Here is a 19,346-nt window from a genome sequence, read left to right on the forward strand (position 1 = left end):
CTCGGGGGTTCGCACCGCGCGGGTCAGGAGGCGGTCCGCTCAAGGCCTTCGAGCCACTGCCGGACGGCGTCCGCGGTCGTCGCGGTCCCGTGCTCCAGCACGGTGAAGTGGTCGCCGGGTATGTCCCGGACCTCGTGCGGAACGGGCCAGTACGCCCGCCAGTCCTCGCTCTCCGAGTCGACGACCATGCCGCGCAGCGGGGTGTCCGCCCGCAGCGCCAGGATCGGCGCGGTGAGCGGCGCGGGCTGCCAGCCCGCGAACACGTTGTTGTAGCCGCCCATGGCGGTGAGGCTGGCGTCGCTCCAGACCATGTCGTACTGCTCGATCCGGTCGATCATGCCGCCGAGCATCGAGTGCAGCCACCACTCCCCCATACCCTCTCGCGCCGCGCTGTCGATCGGGTAGGAGTCGACCAGGACCAGCCCCGCCACCGAGCGGCCGCGCGCCTCCAGCCGTTCGGTGACGGCGTGCGCGACGCAGCCGCCCATCGAGCGGCCGACGACGACGAACGGCCGGTCGTCGTCGAGGAGTTCGAGCACCGTCTCGGTCTGCATGGTGAGGTAGGTGTCGAGGTCGTCGGGCAGCAGGTCGGACGGGTCCCAGCCCGGGGAGGGGACGACGAAGACGTCCCGCTCGCCCTCGAAGGCGTGGCCGAGCCGGGCGTACTCGTGCGGGCCGGAGATCGCGCTCAGCGCCGGGAAGGCGACGACGGCCAACTCGCCGTCCCCGGTGGCGAGTCGGATCGGCTTGAGCGCGCGCTCGGCCCGCTCCTCGGCACCGAAGCGGTCCCGCAGGCTGGAGGCGACGCCGATCAGGGCCGAGGCCTCGGGGAAGCCGCCCCGGGCCGCGAGGCGGCGGTAGAGCGTGGACAGCGGGTTCCTGGGGTCGTCCACCTCCCCCGCCGCCCCCGCGCCCGCGCTCCCGGCTGCCACGACCGACGGGTCGCTCTCGGCGCTGGCGATCAACTCCGCGAGATGGGTGGCGAGTTCGGTCGGGTCCGGGTGGTCGAAGGTGATCGTCGGGGGCAGCCGCAGCCCGGTGGCGGCCGTGATCCGGTTGCGCAGCTCGACGGCGGACAGCGAGTCCAGGCCCAGGTCGTTGAACGCCTTGCCGGCCGGTACCGCGCCCGGCTCGCTGCCGAGCACGGCGGCGACCTCGGTGCGGACCAGCTCCAGGACGGCCGCGACCCGCTCCTCCTCGCCCAGCGCCGCGAGCCGCGGCAGCAGGGTCGGCGCCGCGGCGGCCGGGGAGGCCGCACCGGCGGTGCGCCGGGCCGGCGGGACCAGCCCGCGCAGCAGCGGCGGCACCTCGCGCTGCGCCCGGACGGCGGCCAGGTCGAGCGGCACGGCCGCCAGGAACCCGGCGTCGACCCGCCCGGCCGCGTCGAACAGGGCCGTTCCGCGCTCGGTGGGGATCGGCCGCAGTCCGGCACGCGCGGCCCGGCGGAGGTCCGCCTCGGTCAGGTGCTCGGTGATGCCGCTGACCTCCGCCCACTGCCCCCAGGCCAGGGACTGGGCGGGCAGACCGATGCCGCGCCGGTGCGCGGCGAGGGCGTCCAGATAGGTGTTCGCGGCGGCGTAGCTGCCCTGCCCCGGGCCGCCCAACGCGGCGGCGACGGAGGAGTAGAGGACGAAGGCTGCCAGATCGTGGCCGTGCGTCAGCTCGTGCAGGTGGCGGGCGCCGTCGGCCTTGGGCGCCCAGACGGCGGCCAGGCGCTCGGGGGTGAGCGCGGTCAGCACACCGTCGTCGACCACACCGGCCGTGTGGACCACGGCGGTCAACGGGTGGGCGGAGGGGACGGCCGCGATCGCGGCGGCGAGGGACTCGCGGTCGGCGGTGTCGGCGGCCGTGATCGTCACCGTGGCGCCCAGGGCGGTGAGTTCGGTGCGCAGCTCGGCCGCGCCGGGCGCGTCGGCGCCGCGGCGGGACAGCAGCAGCAGATGCCGGACACCGCGCTCGGCGACCAGGTGCCGGGCCAGCAGGGCGCCGAGGGTCCCGGTGCCACCGGTGATCAGCACCGTGCCCTCCGGATCCCAGGGTCGGGCTTCGCCGTCGGGGACGGCGACCCGGACCAGGCGCGGGACCCGCACCTTGCCCTCGCGCAGGGCCAGCTGCGGTTCGCCACCGGCCACGGCCGCCGCCAGGACGGCCTGCGAGGCTTCGGTGCCGTCGGTGTCGACCAGCACGATCCGGCCCGGGTTCTCCGACTGCGCCGAACGCACCAGACCCCACACCGGGGCGGCCGTCAGGTCCGGCGTCTCCGACCCGTCGACCGCGACCGCGAGACGGCTCAGGACCACCAGCGGGTCGCCCTCGCCGGTGTCCTGCGCCAACCAGGCCTGGAGGGCCACCAGGGTCTCCGTCACGTCCCCGTCGACCGGCAGCACCTCGCCACCCAGTACCGCGGCCGTGCCCGGGAGGACCACCTCCGGCCAGTCGAGCCCGAAGAGCGTGTCACGGTCGACGCCGCCCGCCGGGGCCAGCTGCTCGGCCGAGACCAGCCGGGCCCGGAGCGCCTCCACCGAGGCGACCGGTGCGCCGGTGGCGTCCGCGACGTCGACGGCCAGCACCTCCGGCTCGGTGTACCGGAGCCGGACCCGCAGCGCGCTCGCCCCGGCGGCGTGCAGTCGCACCCCGGTGTAGGCGAACGGCAGCCGGCTCACCCCGGGCGGGCTGTCGACCAGCCGCTGGTGCACGGTGAGGTGGACGGCCGCGTCCAGCAGCGCCGGGTGCAGGCCGAACCGCGCGGCCTCCGCGGCCGGGCCCTCGGGCAGCGCGACCTCGGCGAAGAAGGTGTCACCGTCCCGCCAGGCGGCCCGCAGCCCCCGGAAGGCGGGCCCGTAGGCGAGGCCCCCGGCGGCCAGCTCCTCGTAGAGGTGCTCGATGTCCAGCGCCCGCGCACCGGCCGGCGGCCACTGCTCCAGGCTGACGACCGGACCGGCGGCGGGAGCGCTCAGCAGGGTGCCGCTCGCGTGCCTGGTCCAGGTGTCGTCGACGGTCGCCGGGAACGCCGGACCCGCGGCGGGCCGCGAGTGCACGGCCACCCGGCGGGCCCCGACCGCGTCCGGCGCTCCGACGGTCACCCGCAGGTGCAGCGCACCGTGCTCGGGCAGCAGGAACGGCGCCTCGATCACCAGCTCGTCCAGGGTGCTCGCGCCGACCTCGTCGCCCGCCCGGATCACCGATTCCAGCAGGGCGGTGCCCGGGACGACCACCGTCCCCTGCACGGCGTGGTCGGCGAGCCACGGGTGGGTGGCGAGGGAGAGGCTGCCGGTCAGCAGCACGCCCTCGCCGTCGGGCAGGGCGACCGCCGCGCCGAGCAGCGGGTGGCCGGTGGGCGTCAGGCCGAGGCCCTCGGGGTCACCGGTCCGGGCGGCGGGCTCCAGCCAGTAGCGGCGGCGCTGGAACGGATAGGTCGGCAGCACGACGGACGGACGGGCGTCGCCCAGCAGGGCGGTCCAGTCGACGTGGTGGCCCTGGACGTGGATCCGGGCGAGCGCCGTGAGCGCCGACCGCTGCTCGGGCCGCTCCCGGCGCAGGACCGGGACGGCGGTGACGGCCTCGTCCAACGTGCCGCCGACGAGGCCCGTCAGGGTGCCGTCGGGACCGAGTTCGACGAAGGTCGTCGCGCCCTCGGCGGCGAGCGCGGTGACCACGTCGGCGAAGCGCACGGCCCCGCGGACCTGCCGCACCCAGTAGGCCGGGTCGGTGATCTCCTCGGCGGTGGCGATCCTCCCGGTGACGTTGGAGACCACGGGAACCGTCGGCCGGTGGAAGGTCAGCGACTGGGCGACGGCGAGGAACTCGTCCAGCATGCCGTCCATGTGCGCCGAATGGAACGCGTGGCTCACCCGCAGGCGGCGGGTCCGGCGGTCCGAGAAGTGCTCCCTGACGCTCTCGACGGCGGCCTCGTCACCCGAAACCACCACCGAACGGGGCCCGTTGACGGCCGCGACGTCCACACCGTCGACACCGTCCGCCAGGACGGCCCGGACCTCCTCCTCCGTCGCCTCCAGCGCCACCATCGCCCCACCACCCGGCAGGGCCTGCATCAACCGCGCCCGCGCGCCGACCAGCACCGCCGCGTCCTCCAGCGACAGCACCCCGGCTACATGCGCCGCCGCCAACTCACCGATCGAGTGGCCCGCGACGAAGTCCGGCCGCACACCCCACGACTCGAAGAGACGGAACAGCGCCACCTCGACCGCGAACAGCGCCGGCTGCGTCCAACCCGTCTCGTCCAACCCCTCCCCCGAGACGATCACCTCCGCCAACGGCAGCCCCAACGCCCCCACCACCGCATCGAAAGCCTCCGCGAACACCGGCTGCGACGCATACAACTCACGCCCCATCCCCACCCGCTGGGAACCCTGACCCGAGAACAGGAACGCCAGACCACCCGAACCCGCCACCCCGCGCACCACATCCGCGCCCTCCGGATCACGCAGCGCCGCCGGATCCCCCAGCACCACCGCCCGCTCCTCCAACGCCGCCCGCGTGGCGACCAGGGAGCGTGCGATCTCCAGCGGATCGCCCGCGAGCGCCAACTCGGCAACCCGGGCGCCCTGTTCCCGCAGCGCCTCCGGAGAGCGGGCCGACACCACGAACGGCAGCAGCGCACCGTCCACCGACGACACCGCCGCCTCGACCGGCTCGGACTCCTCCGCCGGGGCCTGCTCGATGATCACGTGCGCGTTGGTGCCGCTCGCGCCGAAGGCCGAGACACCGACCCGGCGCGGACCGTCCACGGCGGGCCAGTCCCGGCGTTCGGTGAGCAGTTCCACGGCACCCGCCGACCAGTTGACGAACGGGGTCGGCTCGTCCACGTGCAGGGTGCGCGGCAGCACCCCGTGCCGGATCGCCTGCACCGACTTGATCACACCCGCCACACCGGCGGCGGCCTGGGTGTGGCCGATGTTGGACTTCAACGAGCCCAGCAGCAGCGGCTGTTCGGCGGGGCGCCGGCGGCCGTAGGTGGCCAGGATGGCCTGGGCCTCGATCGGGTCGCCGAGCCGGGTGCCGGTGCCGTGCGCCTCGACGGCCTGGACGTCGGCGGCGGACAGCCGGGCGTCGGCCAGGGCCGCGCGGATCACCCGCTGCTGGGCCGGGCCGTTGGGGGCGGTGAGGCCGTTGGAGGCGCCGTCCTGGTTGACCGCGCTGCCGCGCAGCACCGCCAGCACCTCGTGGCCCAACCGCTTCGCGTCCGAGAGGCGTTCGACCAGCAGCAGACCCACGCCCTCCGCCCAGCCCGTCCCGTCGGCACCCGCCGCGAACGCCTTGCAGCGCCCGTCGGTGGAGAGGCCGCGCTGCCGGGAGAACTCGACGAAGCCCTGCGCCGTCGACATCACGCTGACCCCGCCGGCCAGCGCGAGGTCCGACTCGCCGGAGCGCAGCGACTGGGCGGCCAGGTGCAGCGCCACCAGCGAGGAGGAGCAGGCCGTGTTGACCGTGACGGCCGGGCCCTCGAAGCCGAAGGTGTAGGAGATCCGGCCCGAGGCCACGCTGTCCAGGCCGCCGATGCCGAGGTAGCCCTCCAACTCGCCCGGGGCGTCGTGGAGCCGGGGCGTGTAGTCGGTCCCGGCCAGGCCCGCGAACACCGCCGTCCGGCTGCCGCGCAGCGCGGTCGGGTCGATGCCGGCCCGCTCGAACGCCTCCCAGGCGGTCTCCAGCAGCAGCCGGTGCTGCGGGTCGGTGGCGAGCGCCTCGCGCGGCGAGATGCCGAAGAAGTCGGCGTCGAACTCGGCGGTGGTGTCCAGGAATCCGCCGTGCCGGGTGTAGGAGGTGCCGGGGTGGTCAGGGTCCGGGTCGTAGAGGGCTTCGAGGTCCCAGCCGCGGTCGGCGGGGAACTCGGTGATGGCGTCGCCGCCGTCGGCCACCAGCTGCCAGAGGTCCTCGGGCGAGGCGACCCCGCCGGGCAGGCGGCAGGCCATGCCGACGATCGCGATCGGTTCGCGCTTCGCCCGCTCCACCTCCTCCAGACGGCGGTTGGCCTGGCGCGCGTCGGCCAGGGCGCGCTTCAGATAGTCGCGGAGCTTCTGGTCGTTGGACATCGGTGCCTCTCGCAGGTGCGGTGGTACGGGTGGTGGCGGGGTGGGAGGGTTTCGGGCCCGGCGGCCGCCGCGAGGGGCGGCCGCCGGGGAAGGCGTACGGCGGAGGGGTCAGGCGGACGGGGAGGGCGTGCGGCGGAAGGGTCAGGCGGACGGGGAGGCGTCGCGGTCCATCAGGGCGAAGAGCTCCTCGTCGGTGGCGTTCTCCAGGTCCAGTTCGTCGAAGTCCCCGTGACCCTCCGCGCCGGAGCCGTCGGTCCCGTCGAGGCCGCCGGTGTCCCAGCGGTCCACCAGCGCCTTCAGTCGGGCGAGCACCGAGGCGCGCTCCCCCTCGGGCCCGGCCGGTCCGGCGAGGGACCGCTCCAGGGCGGCCAGGGCCGATCCCGGGTCGAGTTCCGAAGCCTGTGCAACGTCGGGGAGTTCGGCGAGCAGCTGGGCGGCGACGGCGGCCGGGGTCGGGTGGTCGAAGACCAGCGTCGCGGGCAGCTCCAGACCGGTGCCGGCGCCGATCCGGTTGCGCAGTTCGACGGCGGTGAGCGAGGTCAGGCCCAGTTCGCGGAAGGCCCGGTCGGCGGCGACGGCGGCGATTCCGGCGTGGCCGAGCACGGCCGCGGCCTCCCGGCGGACCAGGTCGAGCAGCACCGCCTCCCGCGCCTCCGGACCCTCCGCGCCCTCCAGCCTGAGCAGCCAGGGCGCGGGCCCGGCGGCCGCGCCGTCGGTGCCGGCCGCGGCGGCCACGGATCCGGTCACCGTGGTGTTGGTGACGGTCGCGTCCAGCCAGTAGCGCTGGCGCCGGAACGGGTAGGTGGGCAGCGCCACCGGTCGCGGACCGGTCCCGGCGAAGACCGTCGACCATTCGAACTCCACGCCCCGGACCCAGAGTTCGGCGGCGGAGAGCAGGAACCGCTCCGGCCCGCCGTGGTCGCGGCGGAGGGTGCCCGCCACCACCGAGCGCTTTCCGGCGCCGACGGAGGCGAGGGTGTCCTCGATCGGCACGGTCAGCACCCCGTGCGGCGACACCTCGACGAACACGGTGTGGCCGTCCTCGGCGAGGCGCCGGGTGGCCTCCTCGAAGCGGACCGTCTCGCGCAGGTTGGTCACCCAGTACTCCGCGTCCAGCCCCGCCGTGTCGAACCAGTCGCCGGTGACGGTGGACAGCAGCGGCACGGTGCCGGTGCGCGGCCGGACGGGGGCCAGCAGCTCCACCAACTCCGCCCGCAGGCCGTCCACCTGGGGCGAGTGTGAGGCGTAGTCGACCGGGATGGTGCGGGCCCGGACGCCCTCCGCCCGGTAGGCGTCGACCAGTTCGGCCAGCGCGGCCGGCTCGCCGGAGACCACGGTCGCCGCCGGGCCGTTGACCACGGCGATCGAGAGCAGGTCGGCCCGGTCGGCGATCCGCTCGGCCACCTCGGCGGCGGGCAGGGCGACCGAGGCCATGCCCCCGGCGCCGGCCAGGGCGAGGATCGCCCGGCTGCGCAGGGCCACCACCCGGGCGCCGTCGGCGAGCGAGAGCCCGCCCGCGACCACGGCGGCCGCGATCTCGCCCTGGCTGTGGCCGACCACGGCGTCCGGTCGCACCCCGTGCGCCCGCCACAGTTCGGCCAGCGAGACCATCACCGCCCACAGCACCGGCTGGACGACGTCCACCCGGTCCAGGCCGGGGGCACCGGGGGCGCCGCGCAGGACGTCCGGCAGCGACCAGTCGGTGTGCGGGGCCAGGGCGGCCGCGCACTCCTCGATCCTGGCGGCGAACACCGGTGCGGTGTCGAGGAGTTCGACGGCCATCCCGGCCCACTGGGAGCCCTGGCCGGGGAAGACGAACACCGTGCGGCCGGTGACGTCGGCGGTGCCGGTGACCAGGGCGGCGGCCGGGTCCCCGGCGGCGAGCGCCCGCAGGGCCTCCGGGTCGCCGACGGCGACGGCCCGTTCCTCCAGCGCGCCGCGGGCGGTGGCCAGGGCGTGCGCGACGTCGAGGTCACGGCCGTCGGGCGACGGGAGCAGCTCCGCCACCTGGGCGGCCTGGGCCAGCAGCGCGGCCGGGGTGCGGGCGGAGACCAGGTAGGGCAGCGGGCCGGGCGCGTCGGCGGTATCGGCGGCCGCCGGGGCGACGGGCTCCGGCGCCTGCTCGATGATCACGTGCGCGTTGGTGCCGGACACCCCGAAGGAGGAGACGGCCGCGCGGCGCGGCCGCCCGAGCTCCGGCCAGTCCCGCTGCTCGGTGAGCAGTTCGACGGCGCCCGCCGACCAGTCCACGTACGGCGAGGGCTCGTCCACGTGCAGGGTGCGGGGCAGCACCCCGTGCCGGATCGCCTGGACCATCTTGATCACGCCCGCCGCGCCGGCGGCGGCCTGGGTGTGGCCGATGTTGGACTTCAACGAGCCCAGCCAGAGCGGCTGTTCGGCCGGCCGCTGCTGCCCGTAGGTGGCGATCACGGCCTGTGCCTCGATCGGGTCGCCGAGGGTGGTGCCGGTGCCGTGGCCCTCGACCGCGTCCACGTCGGCCGCGCCGAGCCCGGCCCGCTCCAGCGCCGCCCGGATCACCCGCTGCTGGGCGGGGCCGCTGGGCGCGGTGAGGCCGTTGGAGGCGCCGTCCTGGTTGACCGCGCTGCCGCGGACCACCGCGAGTACCGGGTGGCCGTTGCGGCGCGCGTCGGAGAGCCGCTCGACCAGCAGCAGCCCGACGCCCTCGCCCCAGCCGGTGCCGTCCGCCGCGTTCGCGTACGCCTTGCAGCGGCCGTCGGCGGACAGGGCCCGCTGCCGGGAGAACTCGACGAAGGTGGTCGGGGTGGACATCACGGCCACCCCGCCGGCCAGCGCGAGGTCGCACTCGCCGGAGCGCAGCGACTGGGCGGCCAGGTGCAGCGCCACCAGCGAGGAGGAGCAGGCGGTGTCCACGGTGACGGCGGGACCCTCGAACCCGAAGGAGTAGGAGATCCGGCCGGAGGCCACGCTGCCGGCGGTGCCGTTGCCGAGCCAGCCCTCCAGCTCGGCCGGCACCTCGCGGACCCGCGGCGCGTAGTCGTGGTACATCACCCCGGCGAAGACGCCGGTCCGGCTGCCGCGCAGGGCCGTCGGGTCGATGCCCGCGCTCTCCAGGGCCTCCCAGGTGGTCTCCAGCAGCAGCCGCTGCTGCGGGTCGGTGGCGATCGCCTCGCGGGGCGAGATGCCGAAGAACTCGGCGTCGAACTCGGCCGGCCGGTCGAGGAACCCGCCGTGCCGGGTGTAGGAGGTGCCGGGCTTGTCGGGGTCCGGGTCGTAGAGGGAGTCGAGGTCCCAGCCGCGGTCGTCCGGGAAGTCGGTGACGGCGTCCCGGCCCTCGCTCACCAGTCGCCACAGGTCGTCCGGGGTGGCCACGCCGCCGGGCAGGCGGCAGGCCATGCCGACGATGACGACCGGGTCGTCCTCGACCGCGGTCCGGGCCGGGGCGGGGGTGCTCACCACGGGCGCCGGGGCGACGGTGGCGCCGACGAGTTCGGTCCGCAGGTGCTCGGCGAGCGCGGTCGGGTTGGGGTGGTCGAAGACCAGGGTGGCCGACAGGCGCAGGCCGGTGGCGGCCGCGACCCGGTTGCGCAGCTCGACGGCGGACAGCGAGTCCACGCCGATGCTGGTGAACGAGCGCCGGGCGCCGACCGCTTCGGCCTCGGTGCCGAGCACGGCGGACACCTCGGCGCGGACCAGCCGGAGCAGTTCCGCCTGCCGTTCGGCGTCGTCCGGCAGGGCGGCGAGCCGCTGGGCGAGCGCGCCCCGGCCGTCCGTGCCGGGAGTGCCGGCGGTGCCGTGGGGTGCGGCGCCGGCGGTGCGCCGGGCGGGGCGGACCAGGCCGCGCAGCAGCGGCGGCACCTCGTGCCGGGTCCGTTCCTGCTGGGTCCGGACGGCGGCGAGGTCGAGCGGGGCGGGCACCAGGGCCGCCCGGTCGCCCAGCCGCTGGGCGGCGTCGAAGAGGCGGATGCCCTCGGCGGAGCCGATCGGCCGGATGCCGAAGCGGGCCAGCCGGGCGTGGTCGGCGGCACTGAGGTGCTCGGTGATGCCGCTGGCCTCGGCCCACTGCCCCCAGGCCAGGGACTGGGCGGGCAGGCCGATGCTGCGCCGGTGGGCGGCGAGGGCGTCCAGGTAGGTGTTCGCGGCGGCGTAGCTCGCCTGCCCCGGGCTGCCGAGGGTGGCGGCGACGGAGGAGTAGAGGACGAACGCGGCCAGGTCGTGGGAGCGGGTGAGTTCGTGCAGGTGGCGGGCGCCGTCGGCCTTGGGCGCCCAGACGGCGGCCAGGCGCTCGGGGGTGAGGGCGGTCAGCACGCCGTCGTCGAGGACGCCGGCCGTGTGGACCACGGCGGTGAGCGGGTGGGCGGAGGGGACGGCCGCGATCGCGGCGGCGAGGGACTCGCGGTCGGCGGTGTCGGCGGCCGTGATCGTCACCGTGGCGCCCAGAGCGGCGAGTTCGGTGTGCAGCTCGGCCGCGCCGGGCGCGTCGGCGCCGCGACGGGACAGCAGCAGCAGATGCCGGACACCGCGCTCGGCGACCAGGTGCCGGGCCAGCAGGGCGCCGAGGGTCCCGGTGCCGCCGGTGATCAGCACCGTGCCCTCCGGATCCCAGGCCCGCTCCGGGGTCTCCGGAACGGCGACCCGGACCAGGCGCGGGACCCGCACCTTGCCCTCGCGCAGGGCCAGCTGCGGTTCGCCACCGGCCACGGCCGCCGCCAGGACGGCCTGCGAGGCGTCGGTGCCGTCGGTGTCGACCAGCACGATCCGGCCCGGGTTCTCCGACTGCGCCGAACGCACCAGACCCCACACCGGGGCGGCGGTCAGGTCCGGCGTCTCCGAGTCGTTGACAGCCACGGCCTGCCGGGTCAGCACGACGAGCGGCGCACCGGCGCCGTCGTCCTGGGCCAGCCCGGACTGGAGGGCCACCAGGGTCTCCGTCACGTCCCCGTCGACCCGCAGCACCTCGCCCGGCGCCTCGTCCGAGGCACCGACCGCCACCTCCGGCCAGTCGACGGCGAACAGGGTGTCCCGTCCGACGAGGGGCTCGGCGCCCAGCCGGTCGGTGAGGACGGGCCGGGTGACCAGCGATGCGACGGTGATCACCGGGCGGCCGGCCGGGTCGGTGGCCTCCAGGCGGTAGGAGTCGGATCCGGTCGCGGTGACCAGCACCCGCAGCTCGGTCGCGGCGGCGGCGTGCAGGGTGACGCCCCGGTAGGCGAACGGGAGCCGACGGGTACGGGCACCGGTCGGGTCGCCGTCGGCGGGGTCGCGGTCCGCGCCATCGAGGGCGGGCAGCTGGGCGGCCGCGTCCAGGAGTGCGGGGTGCAGGCCGAACCGAGCGGCGTCGTTGGCCAGTTGCTCCGGCAGGACGGCGTGCGCGTGGAGCGTCGCGCCGTCCCGCCAGACCTCGCGCAGCCCTCGGAAGGCCGGGCCGTAGTCGAGTCCGACGGCGGCCAGCAGCTCGTACGCCTCCTCGGGGGCGAGGTGTTCGGCGCCGTCGGCGGGCGCCCAGGCGGTGGGCGCGGCCGTGGCGGGCCGGTCGGCGGACAGCAGGCCGCTCGCGTGCCGGGTCCAGGCGCCGTCCACGGCGGCCGGGGATGCCGGGGCGACCTGGGCGGCCGAGGCGGGCGCGGGCCGGGAGTGGATCGTGACCGGACGCGCGCCGGTCCCGTCCGGCGCGCCGACCGCCACGTGGAGGTGCAGGGTGTCGCGCTCGGGCAGCACCAGCGGGGCCTCGATCACCAGCTCGTCCAGGGTGCTCGCGCCGACCTCGTCGCCCGCCCGGATCGCCAGCTCGACCAGGGCCGCGCCGGGCGCCAGGACGGTGCCCAGCGCCACGTGGTCGGCGAGCCAGGGGTGGGTGGCGAGGGAGAGGCTGCCGGTGAGCAGCACGCCCTCGGAGTCGGCCCGGGCGACGGCCGCGCCGAGCACGGCGTGGTCGACGGCCGCCAGGCCGAGTCCGCGCGCGTCGGCGGCGGTCCGGGTGGCGGGCTCCAGCCAGTAGCGGCGGCGCTGGAACGGATAGGTCGGCAGGGCGAGCCTCGGGCGGTGCCCGCCGCCGAACAGGGCGGTCCAGTCGACGTGGTGGCCCTGGACGTGGATCCGGGCGAGCGCCGTCAGGGCCGTCCGCTGCTCGGGCCGCTCCCGGCGCAGGACCGGGACGGCGGTGACGGCCTCGTCCAGCGTGGCGCCGACGAGGCCCGTGAGGGTGCCGTCGGGACCGAGCTCGACGAAGGTCGTCGCGCCCTCCGCGGCCAGGGTGGTGACCACGTCGGCGAAGCGCACGGCCCCGCGGACCTGCCGCACCCAGTACTCGGGGTCGGTGATCTCCTCCGAACTCGCCACCTGGCCGGTGAGGTTGGAGATCACCGGGATCCCGGGGTGCCGGAAGGTCAGGGTCTGCGCGACGGCCAGGAACTCGTCCAGCATGCCGTCCATGTGGGCCGAGTGGAACGCGTGGCTGACCCGCAGGCGGCGGGTCCGGCGGTCCGAGAAGTGCTCCCTGATGCTCTCCACGGCGGCCTCGTCACCCGAAACCACCACCGAACGGGGCCCGTTGACGGCCGCGATGTCCACACCGTCGGCCAGGACGGCCCGGACCTCCTCCTCCGTCGCCTCCAGCGCCACCATCGCCCCGCCACCCGGCAGCGCCTGCATCAACCGCGCCCGCGCACCGACCAGCACCGCCGCGTCCTCCAGCGACAGCACCCCCGCCACATGCGCCGCCGCCAACTCACCGATCGAGTGACCGGCCACGAAGTCCGGCCGCACACCCCACGACTCGAAGAGACGGAACAGCGCCACCTCCACCGCGAACAACGCCGGCTGCGTCCAACCCGTCTCGTCCAACCCCTCCCCCGAGACGATCACCTCCGCCAACGGCAGCCCCAACGCCCCCGCCACAGCATCGAAAGCCTCGGCGAACACCGGCTGGGAAGCGTACAACTCACGCCCCATACCGACCCGCTGGGAACCCTGCCCGGAGAACAGGAACGCCAGACCGCCCGAACCCGCCACCCCGCGCACCACATCCGCGCCCTCCGGGTCACGCAGCGCCGCCGGATCCCCCAGCACCACCGCCCGCTCCTCCAACGCCGCCCGGCCCACGGCCAGCGACTGGGCGAGGTCCGCCGGATCGGCGGTGAGGGCCAACTCGGCCACCCGCGCGCCTTGTTCGCGCAGCGCCTCGGGCGAACGCGCCGACACCACGAACGGCAGCAGCGCACCGTCCACCGTCGGCCCGGCCGCCTCCACCGGCGCGGACTCCTCCGCTGGCGCCTGCTCGACGATGACGTGGGCGTTGGTGCCGGAGACACCGAACGCGGACACCGCCGCGCGGCGCGGACGCTCCAGCGCCGGCCACTCGCGCTGCTCGGTCAGCAGCTCCACCGTGCCCGCCGACCAGTCCACGTGCGGCGACGGCTCGTCCACGTGCAGCGTGCGCGGCAGCACCCCGTGCCGGATCGCCAGCACCGACTTGATCACACCCGCCACACCCGCCGCGGCCTGGGTGTGACCGATGTTCGACTTCACCGAACCCAGCCACAACGGCTGTTCGGGCGAACGCTGCTGCCCGTAGGTCGCGATCAGCGCCTGCGCCTCGATCGGGTCGCCGAGGGTGGTGCCGGTGCCGTGGGCCTCGACCACGTCGACCTCGTCGGGCGCCAGGCCCGCGTTGGCCAGCGCGGCCCGGATCACCCGCTGCTGCGAAGGACCGCTGGGCGCGGTGAGGCCGTTGGAGGCGCCGTCCTGGTTGACCGCGCTGCCGCGCAGCACCGCCAGCACCTCGTGGCCGTTGCGGCGCGCGTCCGAAAGACGCTCGACCAGCAGCAGGCCCACGCCCTCCGCCCAGCCCGTCCCGTCGGCACCCGCCGCGAACGCCTTGCAGCGCCCGTCGGGCGACATCGCGCGCTGGCGGGAGAACTCGACGAAGGTGGTCGGGGTGGTCATCAGCAGCACGCCGCCGGCGACGGCGAGGTCCGACTCGCCGGAGCGCAGCGACTGCGCGGCCAGGTGCAGCGCCACCAGCGAGGAGGAGCAGGCGGTGTCCACGGTGACCGCCGGGCCCTCGAAACCGAAGGTGTAGGAGATCCGGCCCGAGGCGACGCTGCCCGCGTTGCCGATGCCGAGGTAGGCCTCCAGCTCCGCCGGGACCTGCTGGGCGCCGCTCGCGTAGTCGCGGCCGGAGATGCCCGCGAAGACGCCGGTCCGGCTGCCGCGCAGGGCGGTCGGGTCGAGGCCGGCCCGCTCGAAGAGCTCCCAGGTGGTCTCCAGCAGCAGCCGCTGCTGGGGGTCGATCGCGGGGGCCTCGCGCGGCGGGATGCCGAAGAACTCGGCGTCGAACTCGCCGATGCCGTCGAGGAATCCGCCGTGCCGGGAGTAGGAGGTGCCGGGCCGGTCGCGGTCGTCGGGCGAGTACAGGGCGTCGAGGTCCCAGCCGCGGTCGGCCGGGAACTCGGTGAGCGCGTCCACGCCGTCGGCCACCAGCCGCCAGAGGTCCTCGGGCGAGGCGACGCCGCCGGGGTAGCGGCAGGCCATGCCGACGATGACGATCGGATCGGTGTCGACGGCCGGGGCGGCCGTCCGGTCGGTCTGCGGGTCGGCGTCGGCCGCGCCCCACAGCTCGTCCGCCAGCCAGTCCGCGAGCGCGGCGGGCGTGGGGTGGTCGAAGACGGCGGTCGCGGGCAGTCGGCGGCCGGTGACCGCGCCGAGGCGGTTGCGGAACTCGACGGCGGTCAGCGAGTCGAAGCCCTGCTGCTGGAAGGCCCTGGCCGGGTCGACGGCGTCCGCCGAGCGGTGCCGCTGCACGGCCGCGGCCTCGGCCCGGACGACGCCGAGCAGGCTGCGGCGGCGCTCGGCGGCGGGCAGCGCGCCGAGTCGGGCGACGAGGTCGGCCTCGGTGGCGGTGCCCCCGCCGTCCTGCCGGGCCGGGCCGGCGCTCTCGCGGGGCAGCAGTTCGACCACCAGGCGCTGGTCCCGGCCCCGGAACAGTGCGGCCCAGTCGACGTCGGCGACGACCAGGTGGCTGTCGCCCTGGTCCAGCGCGGCGCCGAGCAGTTCGACGGCCTGCGCGGGCGGCAGCGAGGCGAGCCCGTGCCGGAGCAACTGCCGCTCGGCGCCGTCGGCGGCGATGCCCGCGCCCGCCCAGTGGCCCCAGGCGATCGAGGTGGCGGGCAGTCCGGCGGCCCGGCGCTCGGCGGCGAGGGCGTCCAAGTAGGCGTTGCCGGGGGCGTAGTTGGCCTGGCCGGGGATGCCGGCGACGCCCGCGAGCGAGGAGAACAGGACGAACGCGGTCAGCGGCAGCTCCGCGGTGAGCTCGTGCAGCAGCCGGGCGGCGCCCGCCTTGGCGCGCAGCGCGGCGGCGAGCCGGTCGGCGCCGAGGGTGGGGAGCAGTCCGTCGTGCAGGGCGGCGGCGGTGTGGACGACCGCGCCCAGCGGCAGTTCGGCGGGGATCCCGGCGAGGACGGCGGTGAGCTGCTCGCGGTCGGCGACGTCGGCCGCGGCGAAGGTCACCCGGGTGCCGAGGGCGGCGAGTTCGGCCTCCAGCACGGCGGCCCCGGGGGCGTCGGCCCCGCGCCGGCCGACCAGCAGCAGGTGCTCGGCGCCGCGCGCGGCCAGCCAGCGGGCGACATGGCCGCCGAGCGCGCCGGTGCCGCCGGTGATGAGGGTGGTGCCGCGCGGCTCCCAGGGCCGGTCCGCCGGGGCGGACGGCGCGGCGGGGGCCAGGCGGCGGGCGAAGGCGCCGGCCGGGCGCAGCGCGAGTTCGGTCTCCCGGTCGGGCGAGCGGTCGGCGATCAGGGCGGCGGCCTGCTGCCAGGTGCGCCGGTCGGGCTCGGCGGGCAGGTCGATCAGGCCGCCGTGGAGGGCGGGCTGCTCGGCGGCCAGGATCGCACCGAAGCCCCAGGTCAGGGCGTGCTCGGGGGCGGTGACGGGGTCGGTCGCGGAGTCGGCGGGCCCGGTGCTGACGGCGCCCCGGGTGAGGTACCAGACGGGGGCGGGCGCGGCCGCGTCGTCCAGGGCCTGGGCCAGGGCGACCTGGGCGGCGTGCGCCCAGGGGAGTTCGGGGTGCTCGGGGTGGGCGCCGGGGCGCAGGCCGAGCAGGGAGACGACGCCGGTGAGCGGGCCGTCCTCGGTGGTGAGCCGGGCCAGTTCGGCGGCCAGCGCGGGCCGGTCGACGCCGGCGGTGAGCGGCCGGACGGTGGCGCCGTGGGCGGTGAGGGCCTCGGTGAGCGCACCGGCCCAAGAGTGATCGGCTGCTTCGGGACCCTCCGGGAGGACGAGCAGCCAGCGGCCCTCGGCGGCGGTCGCGGCCGCCGTCGGGGTGGCGACGGGCCGCCAGACGACTCGGTGCCGCCAGCCGTCGGCGGCGGTCGCGGCACGGCGCCGGTCCCACCAGGAGGCGAGCGCGGGCAGTACGGGGACCAGCCGGTCGCCGTCGACCCCGATCGCCTCGCCGAGGCGGCCCGCGTCCCGCTCGCCGACCAGGTCCCAGAACAGGCTGTCCCCGGCGGGCCCGCCGGGGGCGGCGGTCAGCTCCGGGGAGCGGCTGGCGTCCAGCCAGTAGCGCTGCCGCTGGAACGGGTAGCCGGGCAGTTCGGCGTGCGCGGGCCGGGCGTCGGCGAAGGCCGCCGTCCAGTCGACGGCCACGCCGCGCACGGACAGCTCGGCCACGGAGGTGAGCCAGCGCTCGCGGCCGCCCTGCCCGCGCCGCAGCGAGCCGGTGACGACGGCGGAGGCGGTGGCGGCCGGGCCCACGGCGTCGAGGGTGTCCTCGATCGCGCCGGTGAGCACCGGGTGCGGGGAGACCTCGACGAACACGGTGTGCCCGGTCTCGGCGAGGCGACGGGTGGCCTGCTCGAAGCGGACGGTGTGGCGCAGGTTGCGGTACCAGTAGCCGGCGTCCAGGGCGCCGGTGTCCTGCCACTCCCCGGTGACGGTGGACAGCAGTGGCACGGTGCCGGTGCGCGGGCGCAGGTCGGCGAGCAGGGCGAGGAGTTCCTCGCGCAGTGCCTCGGTCTGGGTGGAGTGCGAGGCGTAGTCGATGTTGACCGGTCGGGTGGTGACGCCCTCGGCGGTGTAGGCGGCGGTGAGTTCGGCGAGCGCGTCGAGGTCGCCGGAGACGACGGTGGCCTGCGGGCCGTTGACGACGCCGATGGAGAGCCGGCCGGGCCAGGCGGTGATCCGCCGTTCGACCTCGGCCAGCGGGCGCGGCACGGAGACCATGCCGCCGCGGTGGGAGATCCGGGCGAGCAGCTTGGCCCGCAGGGCGACGATCCGGGCCGCGTCGGCGAGGTCGAGGCCGCCCGCGACGTACGCGGCGGCGACCTCGCCCTGGCTGTGGCCGACGACGGCGTCCGGGCGGACGCCGTAGGTCTGCCAGAGTTCGGCGAGCGAGACCATCACCGCCCACAGCACCGGCTGGACGACGTCCACCCGGTCCGGGTCGGGGCCGTCGGCGGCGCCGCGGACGACGTCGAGCAGGGACCAGTCGGTGTGCGGGGCGAGGGCCTCGGCGCAGCGGGTGAGGGCGGCGGCGAAGGCGGGTTCGGTGTCGAGCAGTCCGGCGGCCATGCCGGCCCACTGGGAGCCCTGGCCGGGGAAGACGAAGACGGTCCGGCCGGGGGTGGCGGCCCGGCCGCGGACGACACCGGGGCCGTCGAGGGTGCGCAGGGCCTCGGCGGCGTCGGCGGCCGGGGCGACGACGACGGCGCGCTCGTCGAGCGCGGCCCGGCCGGTGGCCAGGGTGAACGCGGCGTCGACGGGCCGGGTGCCGGGCAGCCGGTCGGCGATCCGGGCGGCGTGGGCGGTGAGCGCCTCGGGGGTGCGGGCGGAGAGCACGTACGGGAGGACGGCGGGGGCGGGGGCGGCTTCGACCTGTACGGTCTCCTCCGCCGGGGCCTGCTCGACGATGACGTGGGCGTTGGTGCCGGAGACACCGAACGCGGACACCGCCGCACGGCGCGGACGCTCCAACGCCGGCCACTCCCGCTGCTCGGTCAGCAGCTCCACCGTGCCCGCCGACCAGTCCACGTGCGGTGACGGCTCGTCCACGTGCAGCGTGCGCGGCAGCACCCCGTGCCGGATCGCCAGCACCGACTTGATCACACCCGCCACACCCGCCGCGGCCTGGGTGTGACCGATGTTCGACTTCACCGAACCCAGCCACAGCGGCGACGCACCCTCGGCCCGGCCCGCACCGTAGGTCGCGATCAGCGCCTGCGCCTCGATCGGGTCGCCCAGCCGGGTGCCGGTGCCGTGTGCCTCGACCACGTCCACGTCCGCGGCGGTGAGCCCGGCGGAGTCGAGCGCCGCCCGGATCACCCGCTGCTGGGAGGTGCCGCTGGGGGCGGTGAGCTGGCTGGAGCGGCCGTCCTGGTTGACGGCGGAGCCGCGCAGCAGGGCGAGCACCCGGTGGCCGTTGCGGCGGGCGTCGGAGAGCCGCTCCAGGACCAGCAGACCGGCGCCCTCGCCCCAGCCGGTGCCGTCGGCGGCGGCGGCGAAGGGCTTGCAGCGGCCGTCGGCGGCCAGTCCGCGCTGGCGGCTGAACTCGATGAACATACCCGGCGCGGCGAGCACGGTGGCGCCGCCGGCCAGGGCGAGCGAGCTCTCGCCGGAGCGCAGCGAGCGGGCGGCGAGGTGGAGCGCGACCAGCGAGGAGGAGCAGGCGGTGTCGACGGTGACGGCCGGGCCCTCCAGGCCGAGGGTGTAGGCGATCCGGCCGGAGGCGACGGAGGTGGTGGTGCCGGTGAGCACGTAGCCGTCGGTCTGCTCGGCCGGCAGGTGGTGCATGCTCGGCCCGTACTCCTGGGCGATGACGCCCGCGAACACGCCGGTGCGGGTGCCGCGCAGGGCCGCCGGGTCGATCGCGGCGTCCTCCAGGGCCTGCCAGGCGGTCTCCAGGAGCAGGCGCTGCTGGGGCTCGGCGGCGAGCGCCTCGCGGGGCGAGATGCCGAAGAAGTCGGCGTCGAACTCGCCCGCGTCGTAGAGGAATCCGCCCTCGCGGGCGTAGCTGCGGCCGGCCCGGTCGGGGTCGGGGTCGTAGAGGTGGTCGAGGTCCCAGCCCCGGTCGGTGGGGAAGGGGCCGACGACGTCGCGCTCCTCGGTGACCAGCCGCCACAGCTCGTCGGGGGTGTCGGCGCCGCCGGGGAAGCGGCAGGCCATGCCGACGATGGCGATCGGCTCCTCCGCCCCGGTCCCGCCGTCGGCGGCGGGGTCGGTGACGGCGGCCCGGGCCTCCGCGTCGCGCAGGCGGCGGCGGGTCTGGTGCAGCTCGGCGGCAACCTTGTTGAGGTAGTCGCGCAGCTTCTGCTCGTTGGTGCTCAT

Annotated in this window: 2 protein-coding genes; both read right to left on the reverse strand. The window is 76.4% G+C overall.

Annotated elements, in window-relative coordinates; all coding sequences use genetic code 11:
• Window positions 1-23 precede the first annotated feature (23 nt).
• Entirely contained in the window at window positions 24-6,050 is a 6,027-nt protein-coding gene (locus tag ACW14Y_RS07605) for an SDR family NAD(P)-dependent oxidoreductase (RefSeq protein WP_456986309.1), read from the reverse strand.
• A gap of 141 nt (window positions 6,051-6,191) precedes the next feature.
• Complete coding sequence (locus ACW14Y_RS07610; protein WP_456986310.1) at window positions 6,192-19,346, reverse strand: type I polyketide synthase; 13,155 nt, start codon at window positions 19,344-19,346, stop codon at window positions 6,192-6,194.

This window comes from Kitasatospora sp. cg17-2, from assembly GCF_054031055.1.

Bases quoted from the DNA above. Each gene is read 5' to 3' on its own strand.
- ACW14Y_RS07605 (WP_456986309.1), bottom strand. From the start codon at position 6,050: ATGTCCAACGACCAGAAGCTCCGCGACTATCTGAAGCGCGCCCTGGCC.
- ACW14Y_RS07610 (WP_456986310.1), bottom strand. From the start codon at position 19,346: ATGAGCACCAACGAGCAGAAGCTGCGCGACTACCTCAACAAGGTTGCC.